The 13,974-nt window shown below is 57.7% G+C and carries 12 protein-coding genes; 8 read left to right on the top strand and 4 right to left on the bottom strand.

All coding sequences use genetic code 11. The features are described 5' to 3' along the window. Positions 1-291: 291 nt before the first annotated feature. Together hutU and hutH are read right to left on the bottom strand one after the other, a co-directional pair. Positions 292-1,977 carry a urocanate hydratase gene (gene hutU, locus CRO33_RS04930; protein ID WP_038647984.1) on the bottom strand — a complete coding sequence of 562 codons (1,686 nt, stop codon included), beginning with the start codon at positions 1,975-1,977 and terminating at the stop codon, positions 292-294. A gap of 10 nt (positions 1,978-1,987) precedes the next feature. Beyond that, complete coding sequence (gene hutH / locus CRO33_RS04925; RefSeq protein ID WP_097117301.1) at positions 1,988-3,541, bottom strand: histidine ammonia-lyase; 1,554 nt, start codon at positions 3,539-3,541, stop codon at positions 1,988-1,990. 319 nt (positions 3,542-3,860) lie between these two features. Between hutH and hutC the strand changes: the two genes are divergently transcribed. Next, a complete protein-coding gene (gene hutC, locus CRO33_RS04920; protein WP_034820947.1) occupies positions 3,861-4,616 on the top strand; it encodes a histidine utilization repressor in 756 nt (251 codons plus the stop codon). Here the strand turns inward: hutC and CRO33_RS04915 are convergent. Together CRO33_RS04915 and CRO33_RS04910 are read right to left on the bottom strand one after the other, a co-directional pair. Next, positions 4,600-5,139 (bottom strand): HutD/Ves family protein, encoded by a 540-nt coding sequence (locus CRO33_RS04915; RefSeq protein ID WP_097117300.1) that lies wholly within the window; start codon positions 5,137-5,139, stop codon positions 4,600-4,602. The two genes, hutC and CRO33_RS04915, sit on opposite strands and share 17 nt — an antisense overlap. Further along, positions 5,136-6,491, bottom strand: coding sequence for a formimidoylglutamate deiminase (locus CRO33_RS04910; protein WP_097117298.1), 1,356 nt, complete (start codon positions 6,489-6,491; stop codon positions 5,136-5,138). The genes CRO33_RS04915 and CRO33_RS04910 overlap by 4 nt, the downstream gene beginning before the upstream one ends. 85 nt (positions 6,492-6,576) lie before the next feature. Between CRO33_RS04910 and hutI the strand changes: the two genes are divergently transcribed. From hutI to CRO33_RS04875, 7 genes are all read left to right on the top strand, one after another. Then, the gene (gene hutI, locus CRO33_RS04905; protein ID WP_034820932.1) at positions 6,577-7,794 is read left to right on the top strand and encodes an imidazolonepropionase; all 1,218 of its coding nucleotides are present in this window, start codon (positions 6,577-6,579) and stop codon (positions 7,792-7,794) included. Continuing rightward, entirely contained in the window at positions 7,791-8,582 is a 792-nt protein-coding gene (gene hutG, locus CRO33_RS04900; protein WP_097117296.1) for an N-formylglutamate deformylase, read from the top strand. The genes hutI and hutG overlap by 4 nt, the downstream gene beginning before the upstream one ends. A gap of 422 nt (positions 8,583-9,004) precedes the next feature. Further along, complete coding sequence (locus CRO33_RS04895; RefSeq protein WP_097117295.1) at positions 9,005-9,856, top strand: transporter substrate-binding domain-containing protein; 852 nt, start codon at positions 9,005-9,007, stop codon at positions 9,854-9,856. 12 nt (positions 9,857-9,868) lie between these two features. Then, complete coding sequence (locus CRO33_RS04890) at positions 9,869-10,588, top strand: ABC transporter permease (RefSeq protein WP_034820926.1); 720 nt, start codon at positions 9,869-9,871, stop codon at positions 10,586-10,588. An 11-nt stretch (positions 10,589-10,599) separates the two neighbouring features. After that, the gene (locus CRO33_RS04885; RefSeq protein ID WP_034820924.1) at positions 10,600-11,328 is read left to right on the top strand and encodes an ABC transporter permease; all 729 of its coding nucleotides are present in this window, start codon (positions 10,600-10,602) and stop codon (positions 11,326-11,328) included. A gap of 1 nt (position 11,329) precedes the next feature. Next, complete coding sequence (locus CRO33_RS04880; RefSeq protein ID WP_034820922.1) at positions 11,330-12,130, top strand: ABC transporter ATP-binding protein; 801 nt, start codon at positions 11,330-11,332, stop codon at positions 12,128-12,130. Continuing rightward, the gene (locus tag CRO33_RS04875; RefSeq protein WP_097117293.1) at positions 12,127-13,611 is read left to right on the top strand and encodes an HAL/PAL/TAL family ammonia-lyase; all 1,485 of its coding nucleotides are present in this window, start codon (positions 12,127-12,129) and stop codon (positions 13,609-13,611) included. Before CRO33_RS04880 ends, CRO33_RS04875 begins: the two co-directional genes overlap by 4 nt. Positions 13,612-13,974 lie beyond the last annotated feature (363 nt).

Here is a 13,974-nt window from a genome sequence, read left to right as displayed (position 1 = left end):
GTAACGTGATGTCTCCACTGTAGTGGTAAGCGCAGGGCGGCGTCTATCGTGGAAAGGAATAATTTGGCTATAGGGTATAGCGAAATGGAATATACCCGGCAGCATGCAGCATGCAGCATGTTGCATTTAAGGATTTAAGGATTTAAGGATTTAAGGATTTAAGGATTTAAGGATTTAAGGATTTGAGGGTTGAGAGTTGAGGGTTGCGGGTTGAGAGTAGAGAGTAACGAGGAAATTTGGCGGCTGAACTAAGGTCGCCCGGTTAAGGGCGACTTCAGTTATCACGACAAATTACTTCTGCATCGGCAGGTTCAAGCCATGTTCTTTCGCGCAGCTCTGCGCCAGTTCATAGCCCGCATCCGCGTGACGCATCACACCGGTTGCCGGGTCATTCCACAATACGCGGCCAAGACGCGCGTCGGCTTCGGCAGTGCCGTCGCAGACAATCACCACGCCGGAGTGCTGCGAGAAGCCCATGCCAACGCCGCCGCCGTGATGCAGGCTAACCCAGGTCGCGCCGCCTGCGGTGTTCAGCAGGGCATTCAGCAGCGGCCAGTCGGAGACAGCATCCGAACCGTCTTTCATCGCTTCAGTTTCACGGTTTGGTGAGGCGACGGAACCACAGTCCAGGTGGTCACGGCCGATGACGATAGGCGCTTTCAGTTCACCGTTGCGCACCATTTCGTTGAATGCCAGTGCGGCTTTATGGCGCTCGCCCAGTCCCAGCCAGCAGATGCGCGCTGGCAGTCCCTGGAAGGCAATACGTTCCTGCGCCATGTCGAGCCAGCGGTGCAGGTTCTTGTGCTCCGGGAACAGCTCCTTCAGCTTGGCATCGGTTTTGTAGATATCCTCTGGATCGCCTGACAGCGCCACCCAGCGGAACGGACCTTTGCCTTCGCAGAACAGCGGGCGAATATAGGCGGGTACGAAGCCTGGGAAATCAAAGGCGTTTTTCACCCCTTCATCCAACGCTACCTGACGGATGTTGTTACCGTAATCCACGGTCGGCACGCCCATATGATGGAAGTCGAGCATGGCCTGCACATGCACCGCCATTGACGCGCGAGCGGCTTTTTCAACCGCTTTAGGATTGCTGACGCGCTCGGCCTGCCAGCGATCCAGATCCCAACCCACTGGCAGATAGCCATTGATTGGATCGTGTGCAGAAGTCTGATCGGTGACGATATCCGGCTTCATGCCACCCGCTTTGGCGCGCTTCACCAGCTCCGGCACGATTTCCGCGGCGTTGCCCAGCAGGCCAACGGAAATTGCCTGCTTCGCTTTGGTGGCTTTCTCAATCAGATCCAGCGCTTCGTCTAAGGTATAAGCTTTATGGTCAACGTAACGGGTGCGCAGACGGAAATCGATGCGGGATTCCTGGCATTCAATCGCCAGCACGCTGGCACCGGCCAGTACGCCCGCCAGCGGTTGTGCGCCGCCCATGCCGCCCAGGCCTGCTGTCAGGATCCAGCGACCGCTCAGATCGCTGTCATAATGCTGGCGACCGGCTTCGGCGAAGGTCTCAAAGGTGCCCTGCACGATGCCCTGTGCACCGATGTAGATCCAGGAACCGGCGGTCATCTGGCCGTACATCATCAGGCCGGCTTTATCCAGCTCGTGGAAATGATCCCAGTTAGCCCAGTGTGGCACCAGGTTAGAGTTAGCCAGCAGCACGCGAGGTGCATCGGCATGAGTACGGAACACGCCCACTGGTTTACCCGACTGGATCAGCAGGGTTTCTTCAGGCTGCAACGCACGCAGTGAACGCAGAATCTGCTCAAAGCACTCCCAGTTACGCGCGGCTTTACCGATGCCGCCGTATACCACCAGATCTTCCGGGCGCTCGGCCACATCAGGATCGAGGTTGTTCTGGATCATGCGGTAAGCCGCTTCAATCAACCAGTTCGCACAATGCAGTTCGTTACCGCGCGGCGCACGGATTTCACGGGCAACAGCCTGAGATAAAGTTTCGCTCATCATCAATTCCTTAAAGGGAAGGTGAACGCTGGCTTGGCAGCAGCGCAGTCAAAGATTCAGGCCAGGCGTGACTGCTGGCCCACAGACGCATGGATTCGATATCCGGCGCCATTAAACGGTCTTGATCAAGGAAGGCAACGTTCTCGCGGATGCGACTCATCTCTTGTTCCAGCGCAGTCGAGCTTTGCAGTGGACGATGGAAGTCGATACCTTGCGCCGCAGCCATGGCTTCAATGCCGACCACGGCAGCGGTGTTGAAGCACATATCACCGAGGCGACGCGCGGCGTAGGTGGCCATCGACACGTGATCTTCCTGGTTCGCAGAGGTCGGCAGGCTATCCACGCTACCCGGATGCGCCAGCGATTTGTTTTCAGAAGCCAGTGCGGCAGCGGTGACCTGAGCAATCATAAAGCCAGAGTTCACACCACCATCGCGCACCAGGAATGGCGGCAGGCCTGAGAGACCGGTATCCAGCAACAGGGCCATACGGCGCTCGGAAATCGCGCCGATTTCGGCAATCGCCAATGCGATGATATCGGCGGCAAATGCCACAGGTTCGGCGTGGAAGTTACCGCCAGAAATCACATCACCGCTTTCACTGAACACCAGCGGGTTATCAGAGGCCGCGTTGGCTTCGATTTGCAATACACGCGCCGCATGGCTGAGGTTGTCTAAACACGCGCCCATCACCTGCGGAACACAACGAATCGAGTAGGGATCCTGCACGCGACCACAATTGGTATGTGAGCTGAGGATTTCACTGCCTTCCAGTAAGGAAGAAACGGCAGCGGCCACCGCGATTTGCCCGTGCTGACCGCGCGCCTGATGAATACGTGCATCGAAAGGTTTTACTGAGCCTTTGATCGCTTCCAGTGACAGCGCGCCGGCCATCAGACCTGCGGCGAACAGGTTCTCAGCTTCAAACAGGCCACGCAGTGCCAGCGCGTTAGAGACCTGGGTACCGTTGAGCAGTGCCAGACCTTCTTTCGGTCCCAGCACAATCGGCTGCAGGCCGACGCGTGCCAGCCCTTCGGTGGCAGGAATCAGTTCTCCGTCAACGCGTACCTGGCCTTCGCCCAGCAACATCAGTGACAGATGGGCCAGCGGTGCTAAGTCGCCGGATGCGCCAACCGAACCTTTTTCCGGGATACACGGCATCACACCGGCATTAAACAGCGCCAGCAGGGCTTCGATTAACTGGATACGTACGCCGGAGTGACCGCGTGCCAGGCTGATAATTTTGGTGGCGACCACTAAGCGCGTGATGTTATCTGGCAGTAAGTTGCCCAAACCCACGCTGTGCGACAGCACCAGATTGCGCTGCAACTCTGCCAGACGCTCAGCAGGAATCTGTGTCTGAGCCAGTTTGCCGAAGCCGGTATTGATGCCGTACACCACTTTGCCTGATGCCACGATGGCATCGACGGTTTCATTCGCGCGATCGATGGCCGCACGAGCGTCATCCGCTAACGTGAGCGTCACCTTGCTTTGATAAATCGCCCGCAAGGTCGCGAGGTCCACTTCACCGGGAACGAGGCGAATTTCCTGAACCGAACCTGACATAGTCTACTCCTGTCTATACAAGTGATCGGGTACTACCTGCAAGCCCTGGGTTTGCGATGTGGCATGGGGTAGCACCATTGAATGAGCTGAGTGAAGCATAAGTGTCTAATCTTGTCTATACAAGTAGCAAGGGCTGTGCCAGATTGATTGGATTCTGTGAAATGCGCCGCAATGCGGGATGTGTCATCCAGCCGCAGCTGCATTGCACCGAAACAGGGAGAACGCTGCACTGTTAACGGGCTGTCTGCACAATTGGATGTATATACATTTACGTGCTGAGACAGTAAACTTTGGGCATTATTCGGAAAAGGAACAGGATATGGCGGAGCAAACGGCAATAGCGCAGCTGGCCGCAGCGATGGGCGATGAGCCAGCACCGATTTATCAGCGCGTGAAACAGGCGATCGTCAGCCAGATCCGGGAAGGTCACTGGAAAGCGAATCAACGCGTACCGTCCGAAAGTGAACTGGTTAACGAACTGGGCGTGAGCCGCATGACCATCAACCGCGCACTGCGTGAACTCACCAGTGAAGGGTTCCTGGTGCGTATGCAGGGTGTGGGCACCTTTGTCGCGGAGATGAAGGGGTACACCGCGATGCTGGAAGTGCATAACATTGCCGATGAGATTGCTCAGCGCGGTCATCGCCATAGCTGCAAAATTTTGTCGATTGGGCAGATGAAGGCCGATCCGGAGCAGGCCGCTGTGTTGGGCTTATCCACCGGGCAGACGCTGTATCATTCGTTGATTGTGCACTACGAAAACGATATGCCGGTGCAACTGGAAGATCGTCTGGTCAACCCGCTGGTGGCGCCGGATTACCTCAGTCAGGATTATCATCAACTGACGCCCTACACCTATTTGATGCGTGTGGCGCCGTTGACCGCCGGTGAGCATATTGTGGAAGCGGTCCTGCCCGATTTGCGCCAGCGTAAACATCTGGCGCTGGATGAGCACGAACCCTGCTTGTTGATTCGTCGTCAGACCTGGAGCGACAACAAGATTGTGACTTACGCGCGCCTGCTCTATCCAGGCTCGCGCTATAAGTTACTGGGGCGTTTCAGAGGACACGGCTAAGCACCACAAACAGCAGGCTGGCATCCGAGGTTCGCGGTGCCAGCTGCGTCTCTTCATCCATCCACCACATTCCCTGATTAACCGTGACGCGTTTGCCGTCCGTACTCTGCCATTCGCCGGATAATACCCAAGCGACACCGTGTTGGCTGGTAGCGGCGTGTTGCACGATCTCCACCTGCGCCTGCCAGCTGTCGCGGCGCGTCATGATATTGAAATCCTGACAGCTGCCGCTGATCTGTGCCTCAATCGACCATTCGCCAGGAAATGCCCACGGCTGATGCGGCAACAACGCGTGTTCGACGCTCTCGCTGCGCAGCACCACGCTATCGCCATGCAGCAGCGTAATCACACGATCGATACCGGGGAACGGCGAAAAAGGTCCGTCAGCATCGATGGTGGCAATACTGGCGCGCCAGCCAAACTCTGCCTCACCTGGCGGAAAGCTGACGATTTCACGCGTTTCGCCGCCGCCGTTGCGCCAGCGGCTCACGGGCAGCTGGCTGTAGTCGAAATACGTTCTCATTGCAGTGCACTCATGGCCTGGGCGAAGCGCGCGGCTGCGGCCTCTTCGGCGGGATGATGGCCTTCGCTGATCACCTGATTACCGGCGACAAACACATCGCGGATCTGGCTTTGCGTACCACCAAACAGCCAGCGATTGAGTAGCGAAGCGGAACTCACGCTGCTCAGGAAGGCATCGTTTTCCAGTACCAGCCAGTCGGCGCGTTTACCCACCGCCAGTTCACCGGTGTTGATCGCGCACGCCTGCGCACCGCCTTGTGCCGCCTGCTGCCACAACAGATCGCCCACAGAAGGCTGATGGGGCAGGGTGATTCGGTTGCGACGACGATCGCGCAGGCGCTGACCGTACTCCAGCCAACGCAGCTCTTCCTGCGCGCTGAGCGATACATGGCTGTCCGAGCCAATGCCCCAGCGTCCACCCTGGGCAATATATTCTACCGCCGGGAAGATGCCGTCGCCGAGATTGGCTTCGGTGGTCGGACAGAGTCCGGCAATCGCACCGCTGGCCGCCATGCGGTGGATTTCGCTGTCGTCCAGATGGGTGGCATGAATCAGGCACCAGCGCTGATCTACTTCGAAGCGATTATACAGCCAGGCAACCGGACGCTCGCCGCTCCACGCCAGGCTGTCATTGACCTCTTTTTCCTGCTCGGCCACATGAATATGTACCGGCACATCAGCAGCGCCAGCGGCCAGCACTTCACGCATCTGAGCTTCACTCACCGCGCGCAGCGAGTGGAAACAGATGCCATGATTAAGCAGCGGCTTATTGGCGCTCCATTGCGCAACGCGTTGCTGTTGCTGCAGATAAGCCTCCGTTTGCTGGATAAAACGGCGCTGGCCGTCGCTGGCCGGTTGCGATCCAAATCCGCTGTAGCTATAGAGCACCGGCAGCAGCGTCTGACCGATCCCGGCCGTCTCGGCGGCGGCAATCAGGTTGAGCAGCATCGCGTCATCGGCATAGGGTTTGCCCTGCGCATCGTGGTGCAAGTAGTGGAATTCCGCCACCTGGCTATAGCCGCCTTTCAGCATATCGATATAGAGATGGGTGGCGATATCGCCGACCTGCTCCGGCGACAGGCGCTGCACCATGCGGTACATCAGATCGCGCCAGGTCCAGAAACTGTCTTGCGGATCGCCCGCCACTTCCGCCAGCCCGGCCATGGCACGCTGGAAGGCGTGCGAATGCAGGTTAGCGATAGCGGGGATCACCGGGCCAGCAAGGCGAGTGGCGCTGCCTGGTGTGCTGCTGGGGGTAAGTTCAGCAATCTGTCCGGATGCGTCAGTGGTAATCAATACGTCTTCATGCCAGCCGTCGGCCAGCAGCGCGCGTGGGGCAAAAAAAACGGCCATGGTTGATCCTTAAGGGCGGAAAGTTGTATATACATATACATACTTTGAGACGCACTGTAAATCGTCAGACGTGAAGGGGAGTGGGATGGCAGAAGCGAAGCAGATCGACAGCCTGTGGCTGGGGGCCGATATCGTCACCATGCGAGACGGGCACTATAACCTGATTGCCGACGGCGCACTGGCGGTGGATAACGGCGAGCTGATTTGGGTAGGACCGCGCAGTGAACTGCCGGATTTTGCCCCGCGTACGCAGCAGCAATTTGACGGTGGCATCATCACGCCAGGTTTAGTGGATTGCCATACGCATCTGGTGTTTGGCGGCGATCGCAGCCAGGAGTTCGAGCAGCGTCTGAACGGCGTCAGCTATGCCGAGATCGCGGCGCAAGGCGGCGGTATTCTCTCCACGGTGCGTGCTACGCGCGCGGCATCACAGCAGGAGTTGGTGGCAAGCGCGCGCTGGCGTCTGGATCGATTGCTGGCAGAAGGCGTCACTACAGTGGAGATTAAATCGGGTTATGGCCTCGATGAAACCAGCGAGCTAACCATGCTGCGCGCCATCCGCGAATTGGCGGAAACGGTGCCCGCCGATGTGCTCTCCACCTGCCTGGCCGCGCACGGCTTCCCCCCCGAGTTTAAAGAAAATCCACAAGGCTGGATCGATATCATCTGCAATCGCCTGTTACCACAGGTGAAGGCGGAAGGGCTGGCGGATGCCGTCGATGCCTTCTGCGAACATCTGGCCTTCTCCCCTGAGCAGGTTAGCGCGGTGTTTGATCAAGCCAAAGCGCTGGGGATGCCGGTTAAACTGCACGCTGAACAGCTTTCTGCACTGGGCGGTGCCACGCTGGCAGCTGAATACGGCGCCTTGTCAGCCGATCATCTTGAATACGCCACCGAAGCCGATGCGCAAGCGATGGCGCAGCACGGCACCGTTGCGGTGTTGCTGCCGGGCGCGTTCTATCTACTGCGCGAGACGCAACGCCCGCCGGTGGATCTGTTCCGCAAACACGGCGTGCCAATGGCGCTGGCCAGCGATGCCAATCCGGGGACTTCCCCGGCGCTGTCGCTGCGTCTGATGTTGAATATGGGCTGTACGCTGTTTGGCATGACGCCGGAAGAAGCGCTGGCGGGCGTGACCTTATGGGGCGCGAAAGCGCTGGGATTACAGCATTCGCACGGTTCGCTTGAGGTCGGCAAAGTGGCGAACTTTGTGCACTGGCCGCTGGCGCGTCCGGCAGAACTGGTTTACTGGTTGGGCGGCGAATTGCCGTGCCAGGTTATCTATCGTGGAGAAGCGCAATGACACCTTTTCATTTCACCGCCGGTAAGCTGCCGCTGCTGGTCAGCATCCCGCATGCGGGTACTCAGTTAACGCCTGAAGTGGATGCAGGATTGAGCGACGCGGCTCGCGGCCTGCCGGATACCGACTGGCACATTCCGCTGTTGTACGATTTTGTGCGCGATTTAGGGGCCAGCGTGCTGATTGGCCACTACTCACGTTTTGTCATCGACCTTAATCGTCCGCCGGATAACCAGCCGCTGTACACCACCGCTACCACCGGACTCTATCCTGAGACGCTGTTTGACGGCACGCCGACCTTCGCCGAGGGTAAAACCCCCAGCGCCGCCGCGCGACAGGGTTATCTCGATAATATCTGGCAGCCCTATCACCAGCAGATCCAGCAAGAGCTGGCGCGACTGAAAGCGGAACACGGTTATGCGTTGCTGTTTGACGCCCATTCAATTGCTTCGGTGATTCCACGCTTGTTCGACGGCCAGTTGCCGGATATCAACATTGGCACCAACAGCGGTGAGAGTTGCTCGGAGGCGGTGATCGAAGCGATCAAAGAGGTTTGTGCCGCACAAAGCGATTACAGCTGGGTGGTTAACGGCCGTTTCAAAGGTGGTTATATCACGCGTGCTTACGGTCAGCCGCAGCAGGGCGTACAGGCCGTACAGCTCGAGCTGGCACAGCTTAATTACATGGATGAAACCCCGCCGTTTGCCTGGCAACAGGATCGCGCGTCACAGCTGCAAAAAGTGTTAAAACCGATGATGCAGGCTTATTTACAGGCTGGAAAACCTCTCTAATCGCCCGAGTCGTCATGCCCGCCAGGGCAAATTTTTTACCAGGCAGTCACCTTTGAAAGGTGGCTGCCTTTTTTATTGGTAGGGAAGTGCGGGCTCAGACAACGCACCAGACCCATCTCGTTCCCTCTCAAACTCCGTTATCCCCATAAAAGTGCAATCGCGCCCCAAAAATGTGCATCAATACGTCCGTGCCGTGACCATTCCCTGATTCCACCGCCTCTGCCGATTTGGCACACTGCTTGCTAGGTTGTATGTACAAGTAAAGACCACGTGGTAATTATCACTTTTTATTCTGGCTGGCTCACAAAAAGCTTATGCCGACAATGATCTGCCGCAAGCTAACTTGTATATACATGAAATGTCATCTGCGCTGTATCAGCTAACAGAGACAGCCAATTCGATTAATGACCAGGAGAAGCCGCATGACGCACCGTGCCCCGATTCGCCGTTTTTGCCTCACGACCCTGTTTGCCAGCCTGATGATCAGCGGTGTTGCTGTACAGGCCAAAGAGTGGAAATCGATCACCATCGCTACCGAAGGCAGCTATGAACCCTGGAACCTGACGCTGCCGGGCGGCAAGTTAGGCGGCTTTGAACCTGAACTGATGGAAGACTTGTGTAAGCGCATGGGCATCCAGTGCAAGCTGGTGGTGCAAAACTGGGACGGCATGATCGCCGGACTGAATGCTGGCAAATATGACGTGATCATGGATGCGATCGTCATCACGCCGGACCGCAAAAAAGTGGTCAATTTCACCGTGCCTTACGCGTCGACTCCCGCCACCTTTATCACCACCAAAGACAGTCCGCTGATGCCGGCCGATCACAACATCATCAAGCTGCATGACGATGAGAAAGAGATCAACACCGCGATTGCGCCACTGAAAGCGGCGTTAAAAGGCAAAACGATTGGTATCGCGTCCGGCACGGTTTACACGCCCTTTATTGATAAGTACTTCAAAGATGTCGCCGACGTGCGCGAATACACTTCCTCAGCAGATGCGATTCTCGATCTTCAGGCGGGGCGTATTGATGCAGTATTCGACGATGTGACCTTCGCGCAATCGATGCTGGCGCGCAAAGAGAACAGCAACCTGACCTTCAGTGGCCCGCAGTTGGGTGGCCCGATTTGGGGTGAGGGCGAGGCGATGGGCGTGCGCATGGCTGACAACGAGCTGAAAGCCAAACTCGACGAGGCTATCAAGGCCGCGCTGGCCGATGGCACCGTGAAAAAGCTGAGTGAGAAGTGGTTTAAAACTGACGTAACCCCGTAAGTGAGGTGAAAGATGATGAGCCTGCTGAGTTTTGGTGCTGATGGCTGGGGCCGCCTGATTTTGGGGGCTGCCTTCACCACGCTGCTGCTGTCGCTGGCGGCGTTGATGATTGGCGCGGTGGTCGGTTCCGGCGTGGCGGCAGCGAAACTGTCGCCGCAGCGCTGGGTTCGCTGGTTGGGTGAAGCCTATTCCACGGTGTTTCGCGGCATCCCGGAACTGCTGGTGATCTACCTGTTCTATTTTGGCGGATCGGGCCTGATTACCCTGGTGGGACAGATGTTTGGCGCGGATGGTTTTATCGAAGCGCCGCCGTTCCTGATTGGTGCACTGGCAATCGGGCTCATCTCTGGATCCTATCAAGGTGAGGTGTATCGTGCGGCGCGTCTGGCGCTGGCGAAAGGTGAAGTGGAAGCGGCGGTAGCGATCGGCATGCCGCGCTGGCGTATTGCCCAGCGCATTTTGCTGCCGCAGATTGTGCGCTATGCGCTGCCGGGCATGTCGAATGTCTGGCAGATGAGCCTGAAAGATTCGGCGCTGGTGTCGGTGACCGGCATCGTCGAGCTGATGCGCGCCAGCCAGGTGGCGGCGGGATCCACGCGCGATTACTTCACTTTCTATCTGATTGGCGGTGGCTGCTATCTGGTGCTGACGCTGCTGTCTAATCATGCGTTCCGTCGGGCAGAGTCTCGCCTTGGACGCGCGTGGCAAAGTCGCACTGCGGCACAGCATTAAGGAGCAGCAGTATGATTGACTTCGCCTTTCTGACCGATACCTTTCTCAAGCTGAGCGCCGCGCTGCCGGTGACGCTCGGCCTGTTTATCAGTGCCTTTCTCTGCGGTGGCATTCTCGCTATCGGCATTCTGTCACTGCGCATGAGCCGCTGGCGGGTGCTGAGCGGCTTTGCGCGCGGCTACATTCTGGTGTTTCGCGGCTCACCGCTACTGATCCAGCTGTTCCTGATCTATTACGGATTGGGGCAGTTTGGCGTGATCCGTCATAGTTTTGTCTGGCCATTCCTGCGCGAGCCCTTTACCTGCGCCGTGCTGGCGCTGTCACTGTGTACCGCTGCTTATACCGCTGAAATCCTGCGTGGTGCCCTACTGGCGGTGCCACCCGGACAGGTCGAAGCCGGGCTGGCCTGCGGCATGTCGCGCTGGCTGCTGCTGCGCCGCATCATCGCACCCATCATGCTGCGTTATGCATTGCCCGCGTATTCCACCGAAGCGATCCTGCTGGTGAAGTCCACGGCGCTGGCCAGTCTGGTTACTGTGTGGGATGTCACTGGTGTGGCGCAGCAGATCATTCAGCGTACCTATCGCACCATGGAAGTGTTTATCTGCGCCGCCGCTATTTATCTGATCCTGAACTTCATTATCGTCCAGCTTTACGCGTTGTTAGAACGCCGTTTAACCCCGGTGCATCGCGTTGAAAAAAAGCCGTTACCCGCCGTTAAACCGCTTGCCGGAGAGTGATATGCAATCCACATCCCCCGTAACCTTAAGCGCCACCGATATCCATAAATCCTTTGGCGCAATGGAAGTACTGAAAGGCATTTCGCTGCAGGCGCATCAAGGCGATGTCATCTCAATTCTCGGCGCCAGCGGCTCGGGTAAAAGTACCTTATTGCGCTGTATCAACCTGCTGGAAACGCCGGATGCTGGCGTGGTGAGCGTCGGTGGTGAAACCATTGAGATGAAGCGCCATGCGCGTGGTCATCAGCTGGCGGCCAATCCCAAACAGATTGAGCGCCTGCGTTCGCGTCTGGGCATGGTGTTCCAGAGTTTTAACCTGTGGTCGCATATGACGGTGCTGCAAAACGTGATTGAAGGGCCGCACTATGTTCTGAAGCGCGATAAGAAAAGCTGCATTGCCCAGGCGGAGCAGTTGCTGGATCGCGTTGGCCTGTTGAATCGCAAAGATTTTTATCCGGCACAGCTTTCCGGCGGCCAGCAGCAGCGTGTGGCGATTGCCCGCGCGCTGGCGATGGACCCGGAAGTGATGCTGTTTGATGAGCCAACCTCAGCACTTGATCCCGAGCTGGTGGGCGAAGTATTGAAAGTAATGCGCAGCCTGGCGGAAGAGGGGCGCACCATGTTGGTGGTGACGCACGAAATGGGCTTTGCGCGTAACGTTTCCAACCGGGTGGTGTTTATGCATCAGGGGACCATTGATTGTCAGGGGACGCCGGAAGAGATGTTTGGCGCACAAGGCTCGCAGCGCTTTAAGCAGTTTATCTCCAGCCATCAGAGCCATCACACGGAGCAACCAGCATGACATCAGTGTGGGGCGATGAAACGCTTTCCTGGCAGGATGTGGTGCAGGTGGCACGGCACAATGCCGAACTGACGTTAAGCGCCAGCGCCTGGCAGCGTATTGCTCAGGGGCGTGAGATTGTCGAGCAGATTGTGGCCAGCGGGCATATCGCTTATGGCATCAATACCGGTCTGGGGGCGCTGTGCAATATCACTTTGCCGGAAGAGCAGCTCAGCCAGTTGTCACGTAATACGCTATTGAGTCACGCTTGTGGCGTGGGCCCATTACTGGCGCGTGAACAGGTGCGTGCCATTCTGTGTGCGGCGATTGCGAACTATAGCCATGGCAAATCGGGCGTCTCCGTGGCACTGGTGCAGCATTTGCTGGCGCTGCTGAATCATCAGATTACGCCGCAGGTGCCGTCGCAAGGTTCAGTGGGCTATCTCAGCCATATGGCGCACATCGGACTCGCGCTAATTGGCGTGGGCGATGTTGAGTATCAGCAACAGATCGTGTCTGCAGAGCAAGCGCTGGCGCAGGCTGGATTAACGCCTTATCGACCTGGCGCGAAAGAGGGTTTGAGCCTGGTGAACGGCACGCCGTGCATGACCGGGTTGTCGTGTCTGGCGCTGGATGATGCGGCGCGGCTGTTGGATTGGGCTGACGTGACTGGCGCGATGAGTTTTGAGGCGCTGCGCGGGCAGTTAGTGGCGTTTGATGCCGAAGTGATTGCGCTGAAAGCCAGTCCTGGCATGCAAGTGAGTGGCCTGCGTTTGCGTCAGTTGCTGAGCGACAGCCCGCTGCTGGCTAAAAGCGTGGGTGTGCGCACCCAGGATGCACTGAGTTTGCGTTCGATGCCACAGGTACACGGTGCCAGCCGCGATCAGTTTGATCACGCGGCGCGACAGGTGAATACCGAGTTGAATGCCTGTACCGATAATCCGTTGATACTCGGCACCGTGGATAACTGGCGTGTGGTGTCGCAGGCCAACCCGCACGGTGAATCGGTGGCGATGGCGGCTGATGTGTTGGCCATTGCCATGGCGGAGGTTGGCAGCATTGCGGAGCGACGTCTGGATCGTTTAGTGAATCCACTGGTCAGCGGTTTACCGGCGTTCCTGGTGGCGCAGCCGGGCGTGAATTCCGGCATGATGATTGCGCAGTACGTGGCGGCGTCGTTGTGTGCGGAGAACCGTCAGCTGGCGCAACCGGCGGTGCTGGATAATTACGTGACCTCGGGTTTGCAGGAGGATCATCTTAGCTTGGGTACGGGAGCTGCGTTGAAACTGCTGAAGCTGGTGGGGAATGTGTGGCAGATTCTGGCGATTGAGTACCTGCTGGCGGCGCAGGCGCTGGATTTCCATGGCGAGGCGGAGTTGGCGGAAGGCACGAAACAGGCGTTGCGCCGTTTGCGGGCAGAGGTGGCGAACTGGCAGGAAGATCGCTGGCTGGCACCGGAAATTGCCCGGGCGGTTGAGGTGATGAAGAACGGTGTTTGCTGAGTGTTCATAAGCGATGCCAACTGCTTAACTGCTTAACTGCTTAACTGCTTAACTGCTTAACTGCTTAACTGCTTAACTGCTGAATGCGTGTCGGTGCGGGCCGTAGCACCTCTGCTGCTGCCGGGCAGTCCTCGCGCCGCTGGCGCGGTGCCCTCGGCTTCCACGTCGTGCCGACGGAACGTTCGGGGATCGACCATCCCTGGTCGGCCCCGAACTGATCCACGCATCCCTGCGTGGATCTCCTGGCCCAACGTAAAAGCCTCAGCGCTGCGGATAGCCCTTGCAGCATCAGAGGTGCTACGGCCTCAAATATTGTGCCCCTTTCAACAGCATTTACTTGAGCTCATCAGCAGACTGGAAGAT

This window comes from Pantoea sp. GL120224-02 (genome assembly GCF_900215395.1).
Lineage (GTDB): Bacteria > Pseudomonadota > Gammaproteobacteria > Enterobacterales > Enterobacteriaceae > Pantoea > Pantoea communis.
This window is presented reverse-complemented; position numbering and strand designations above follow the sequence as displayed.

Excerpts from the sequence above, each read along its gene's own strand:
- CRO33_RS04890 (WP_034820926.1), top strand. The coding sequence starts at position 9,869 with ATGATGAGCCTGCTGAGTTTTGGTGCTGATGGCTGGGGCCGCCTGATT.
- hutH (WP_097117301.1), bottom strand. The coding sequence starts at position 3,541 with ATGTCAGGTTCGGTTCAGGAAATTCGCCTCGTTCCCGGTGAAGTGGAC.
- CRO33_RS04915 (WP_097117300.1), bottom strand. The coding sequence starts at position 5,139 with ATGAGAACGTATTTCGACTACAGCCAGCTGCCCGTGAGCCGCTGGCGC.
- CRO33_RS04880 (WP_034820922.1), top strand. The coding sequence starts at position 11,330 with ATGCAATCCACATCCCCCGTAACCTTAAGCGCCACCGATATCCATAAA.
- hutG (WP_097117296.1), top strand. The coding sequence starts at position 7,791 with ATGACACCTTTTCATTTCACCGCCGGTAAGCTGCCGCTGCTGGTCAGC.
- CRO33_RS04885 (WP_034820924.1), top strand. The coding sequence starts at position 10,600 with ATGATTGACTTCGCCTTTCTGACCGATACCTTTCTCAAGCTGAGCGCC.
- hutC (WP_034820947.1), top strand. The coding sequence starts at position 3,861 with ATGGCGGAGCAAACGGCAATAGCGCAGCTGGCCGCAGCGATGGGCGAT.
- hutU (WP_038647984.1), bottom strand. The coding sequence starts at position 1,977 with ATGAGCGAAACTTTATCTCAGGCTGTTGCCCGTGAAATCCGTGCGCCG.
- CRO33_RS04910 (WP_097117298.1), bottom strand. The coding sequence starts at position 6,491 with ATGGCCGTTTTTTTTGCCCCACGCGCGCTGCTGGCCGACGGCTGGCAT.
- CRO33_RS04895 (WP_097117295.1), top strand. The coding sequence starts at position 9,005 with ATGACGCACCGTGCCCCGATTCGCCGTTTTTGCCTCACGACCCTGTTT.
- hutI (WP_034820932.1), top strand. The coding sequence starts at position 6,577 with ATGGCAGAAGCGAAGCAGATCGACAGCCTGTGGCTGGGGGCCGATATC.
- CRO33_RS04875 (WP_097117293.1), top strand. The coding sequence starts at position 12,127 with ATGACATCAGTGTGGGGCGATGAAACGCTTTCCTGGCAGGATGTGGTG.